The organism is Sphingomonas sp. PAMC 26621 (assembly GCF_000251145.1).
In the GTDB taxonomy this organism is placed as follows: Bacteria; Pseudomonadota; Alphaproteobacteria; order Sphingomonadales; family Sphingomonadaceae; genus Sphingomonas.
On sequence record NZ_AIDW01000062.1, the window covers coordinates 1 to 4,793 of the forward strand.

5 protein-coding genes and 3 pseudogenes are annotated in these 4,793 nt (G+C 63.4%); 7 read left to right on the plus strand and 1 reads right to left on the minus strand.

Annotation, left to right across the window (positions count from 1 at the left end; translation table 11 throughout):
• Positions 1-601 (plus strand): annotated as a pseudogene (locus RI03_RS24970) (hypothetical protein); the annotation flags it as partial.
• 124 nt (positions 602-725) lie between these two features.
• Here the strand turns inward: RI03_RS24970 and RI03_RS25290 are convergent.
• Positions 726-1,031: a hypothetical protein gene (locus RI03_RS25290; RefSeq protein ID WP_010219845.1), complete on the minus strand. Its 306-nt coding sequence runs from the start codon at positions 1,029-1,031 to the stop codon at positions 726-728.
• Between the two features lie 219 nt (positions 1,032-1,250).
• Here RI03_RS25290 and RI03_RS21400 point away from each other — a divergent pair, with 219 nt between their 5' ends.
• From RI03_RS21400 to RI03_RS21425, 6 genes and pseudogenes are all read left to right on the plus strand, one after another.
• Positions 1,251-1,928, plus strand: a complete 678-nt coding sequence (locus RI03_RS21400) for a ParA family protein (protein WP_010219846.1) — start codon at positions 1,251-1,253, stop codon at positions 1,926-1,928.
• On the plus strand, positions 1,925-2,239 hold the full coding sequence (locus RI03_RS21405; RefSeq protein WP_010219847.1) for a hypothetical protein: 315 nt from the start codon (positions 1,925-1,927) through the stop codon (positions 2,237-2,239). Before RI03_RS21400 ends, RI03_RS21405 begins: the two co-directional genes overlap by 4 nt.
• A gap of 464 nt (positions 2,240-2,703) precedes the next feature.
• Positions 2,704-2,793, plus strand: a pseudogene (locus RI03_RS25295) (DUF7146 domain-containing protein); the annotation flags it as partial.
• 204 nt (positions 2,794-2,997) lie between these two features.
• On the plus strand, positions 2,998-3,585 hold the full coding sequence (locus RI03_RS24250; protein ID WP_170318447.1) for a hypothetical protein: 588 nt from the start codon (positions 2,998-3,000) through the stop codon (positions 3,583-3,585).
• 150 nt (positions 3,586-3,735) lie between these two features.
• Positions 3,736-4,049, plus strand: a pseudogene (locus RI03_RS24255) (transposase); the annotation flags it as partial.
• Positions 4,050-4,159: 110 nt separating this feature from the next.
• A partial coding sequence (locus RI03_RS21425) for a DDE-type integrase/transposase/recombinase (protein WP_051007331.1) occupies positions 4,160-4,793 on the plus strand: 634 nt, incomplete at its 3' end.

Consider the following 4,793-nt stretch of genomic DNA (forward strand, 5'->3'; position numbering starts at 1 on the left):
CCTTCGCGTTACGAGCGGCCGACCGTACCATGACAGCGTCGAAGTCGGTGCGAAGTGCGATCGGCATGGCAAACTCCTGTCCGTTTGCCATGTTGAATCAAACCAAGCCGCCGCGGGCAACCCCTTCCGAGTCACGATCATCGGATCCTGGTATAAGTCGCGCTCTCTGGGGTTGAGTAGCAACGGAACAGAAAACCTACATAAGCCTGGGGCTGCCGACCGGAAAGACACTCTAGGTGCCTCTGAACTAGCGGGATCGTTGGCTGCGGACGGCGCGGCGTTGCTCGTGACCTATACGGTCGGCGCTCTCCCGCTCACCCGCCAGGGCGTTACCGGGATCTACCGGCGCATCGCGCTCGCCGCCGCAGCAGCTGGACTAGTGGAACTGCCCGCGGGCGAGCTCGACGCGGCGATCGCGGCGCTGTCGACTCATAGCTTGCGCGTTGGGCTGACCCAGGATCTGTTCGCGGCCGGTGAGGACGGTTCCGGGATTGCTCTAACGCTCCCCTGGTCCTCGCCCTCCACCGCGTTACGGTATGGACGACAGCTTCAAGGCAAGAGTCGGGTGGCTGCCCGGGTGCCATCGAAGGTCAGACGGTAAGCTCGCGCGCTGCCGCCATGGGTGCTGCGAAGTAGAGCAACATCGCATCGTACCTGAACGCACAAGCGGTTTGACGTCTGGCCATTCAGCCGCCGCTTCGTGCGACAAGCCGCGGTGCCCGGCATCAGCTGCGTGAGGCCCACCGCACCTTCGGCGACACGATCAGCGGATTATACTGGCTCTCCTGCGCAACGAGCGCATCAAACAGCCCGACGGGTACGCCTGCCTCGCAAGCGACGGTCGAGATCAGCGTCGCATCGGTCGGAAGAACAGGCGGAATTTCGTTCGCGACGGGTTTCTTGCCCACTTCAATCACGACACCATCGTCGACGCTTCTGAACGGCACCAGCTCGACCTGTTGAGCGGAAGCGCTGGTGATCGCCGCTGCGCCGGCAGCAACGCCGATCAGCGTCTTCGCATTCAGGATCATCCTCATCGCCATAGCGAGCAAAGGACCACACGCCTTCGGGCCTGACAACGTGGAACATTTTTACGCTACCGCAGTGCAGGGCGCATTACATAGCGCGGCGCAACGCGCAGTGTAGCGCGATTGCGCTTGCAAGGTGCAGCTCGCTTTGCCACTTAGATGCAAAGACGCATACGAGGTGCATTGCACTGTAATGCTGATTAGCAGTACAAGGGGACCGTCATGGCTGTCATTCTGGTAGGATCCATCAAAGGCGGGGTCGGCAAGTCCACCACTGCGCTCGCGCTAGCCTCCGAGATCAGGTCGGCGGGGCAGACGGTCTACGTCATCGACACGGATCCCCAGCTCTCCCTGTATCGCTGGTATGAGGACTGGAAGCTGAAGGATGGGATCGTGGTCGAGGACGGCCACAAGATGACGCAAAAGCAGCTTGAGACAGCCGTTTACGACGCATCGCAGGATTACCCCTTCGTGATCCTCGACGTGAAAGGGGCGATCAACGAGCAGGTAATGTACGCCACCCTACAGGCGAACATGCTCATCATCCCTCAGCGCGCGTCGGCCGCGGACCTTGAGCGATCGATCGAGTTCCTGGACCGGCTCGAGTTCATCGAGCGTGCCCGGCAGAGGCCCCTCCCCTACCGCATCCTGTTCACCCAGCGCACGACCGCGATCACCTCGCGAGCCGAGCGCGAGATCATGGAACAGACGCGCGAGGCGGCGCCGGTCTTCTCATCAGAGTTGTTCCTGGGCGACGCCTATCGCGCGATGTTTCTCTACCGAATGACCCTGGAGGAACTGGATGCCCACAACCTCGCGCGGACCGAGCGCCCCCGGCAGTACGTCCAGAGTCTCCTTCGGGAGATCGTTGCCATCATCACGTCCGAGGTCAAAGCATGAGCGAAGCACCAGAACCCAAGAAGTTCGGCCGCGCCGCCCGGCAGCCCGCTGCAAGCGGTCTCGATCTTTCCGAGGTGCGCCCTACCCCCGCCCCGCGCCCGAGCGCTGCCCCGATGGAGCTGCCCGACGAGTACCAGTCGGCGCCGACGGCGCGACGCCGCAGGGTGCGCGAGACGAAGAGCAAGTCGGTGACCATGAGGATCACCCCAACCACCTACACCCGCTTCAACGACTATTGCGACCGCGAGCAGCTCTCCTACCCTGACGCGCTCGACCGTCTTCTGGCGCGGGCTGAAGGTGCCAAGCAGTAGGAGGGTAGGGGGCGGGGTGCATCATGAGAAAGGATGCACCATGACCCTAGTCGCCCTCAAACCCACGCAGCAGGTAGTCGATATCGTAGGTGCCCTGGGCGGGACCTGGCGCGGCTACCTCGCGACGTGCCGCTGCCCGGCCCACCAGGACAAGACGCCGAGCCTCTCGGTCCGGCAGGGCCATAAAGGGATTCCCGTTCACTGCTTCGCAAGCTGCGACGCGGACGACTTCCGGTTTCACCCCCGATGCCCTTGGGGACCGAAGCCCACCACCCTGTTCCCCCCGCCCTGATCGTCGCCGCCAAAGAAGGGCGAGCCCTACGCACCGTTCAGCGGGTCTTCCTCGACCTCGAACACAGCGGGTATCTCGAGAGGGTGACGCTGGGGACGCCGACTGGCGCGAGCTGGCAGGGCAGCGCGTGACGGACACGCTGGCGCTTGCCGAGGGTTTTGAGACGGCAACTATGTTCACCCAGCATAACGGCATCCCGTGCTGGGCAACGCTCGGCGCCGCGAGGCTCGACGGCGTCCACATCCCGAACTCGGTCAGGACGTTGATCATCGCCGAGGATAACGATCCTGAGGGACGCCGCGCCCGTCGGAAGGCGTGGGAGCTACCGTCCGCGTGGCTTGGAGCTCCGGCGAATGCCGCCCCCGAGACAGTTCGGCGACTGGGCCGACGTCAGAGCCCAAGCATAGAGGCGAGGGGGACTGGTCTGGTCAGCTACGTCGTGCAGCCACAGAGCCAGGAGACCCCCATGAACGACCTGTTCGACGCCGCACGCGATCGTGCGTCATGTTGCACCGCTGCGGCGATGCGGCTCGTTCCCAGCCTTAAGGGCCAGGACAAGATCACGCGCGCCTTGCTCAACGAGGCGATGACGACCGCCTTCGGTGGTTCAGACGCCGACGGCCGCTGGACCCAGCGCGAGAGCTTCGAGGTACTGAAGCTTGCACTTGCGCTTGTAATGCGGAGTCGCAGTACAGATCGCGAGCACGTTGCACATGATGACGTACTGCAAGCTGCAGTGCTGCTCGATCGGCTTCCGACGCAGACCGTGAGAAGCAAGGAGCACATCGAATGGCAACAGTTCTCGACACCACTCGACTTGGCTGCTGTCGCCCTGATGCTGGCGGCTCCTATCCCCTCGGACATCGTCCTCGAGCCGAGTGCCGGGAACGACTTGCTGGTGGCCCAGCTTCCTGTCGTCGCGGCGCTCCAGCTAAACGAGATCGACCCGGCCCGACGCGCCCGGCTGCAGGCGGTTTTCCAGGAGCGCCAGTCTCGGCTCATGACGGCGCAACCATCGGAAGCGCGATGGCAGCGTCGACACGCCCGACCCTGATCGCCATGAGCTCGCATTCTCCCGCTCAATCGGCCATGGCACGGACTTGCTCGCCGCGTTTCGACATCTCCACGCAGCAATCCGGCGCGTCCGCCCGAACGGCCGCGTGGTGGCGATCATGCCCGATTGGTTCACGAACTCCGCACGCATGGACCACCCGCCGAAGTCCTGATCGACAGCACACATATGAAGGCGCATCGCTCGGCGGGCGGAGGAAAAGGGGGGCGCTCGTCCAAGCGATCGGGATCAGTCGAGGCGGTCGCAACAGCAAGCTCCATGCCCTTACCGACGGCGAAGGTGGCCCTCTCCGCTTCCTGCTGACCGGCGGTAACGTCGCCGACTGCCGTGCTGCCGATGTCCTGCTCGACGATCTCGCGCCGCGCACCATCGTCTTGGCGGACAAGGCATATGACAGCAACGCGATCCGCGACCTGATCGAGCGCCAGGGTGCCGTGCCCAACATCCTGTTTGATCCCACGGTTTGATGGCGCGATCCTTTCGTTAGAATGGAAGGAAGCTATATGGACAGGTACGTCACGGGAGCGCCACGACCACGCACGCCGTCAGAGCAGCAATACAGCGATCGCAAGCTTCGCTCTCGACGCTGAGCCGAGAGCTTGGGATCAACGCCAAGACGGTGGCGAAGTGGCGGAAGCGGGCGACGGTCGAGGATCTAAAGACCGGGCCGAAGGCCCCTCATTCTACCACTCTCAGCGAAGCCGAGGAGGCGGCGGTCGTGGCGTTCCGACGCCACACACTCCTGCCGCTCGACGATTGCCTCTATGCGTTGCAGCCGTCGATCCCGCATCTGACGCGGTCAGCCCTGCACCGCTGCCTGCAGCGGCACGGCATATCCCGTCTGCCAGATATCGAGGGCGACAAGCCTAAGCGACAGCGCTTCAAGCGCTACCCGATCGGCTTCTTTCACATGGATATCGCCGAGGTTCAGACTGCCGAAGGCAAGCTCTACCTGTTCGTCGGCATCGACCGCACCAGCAAGTTTGCGGTCACCCAGCTCGTCGACAAGGCTGACAGACGGACGGCTTGGGAGTTCCTCGAACTTCTGCTGAAAGCCGTGCCCTACCGCATTCACACGATCCTGACCGACAACGGCATCCAGTTCGCCGAGCAACCGCGCAACCGCAACACCACCTGGTCGCGTCAGATGCGCTTCGACATGATCTGCGAAGCCAATGACATTGAGCACC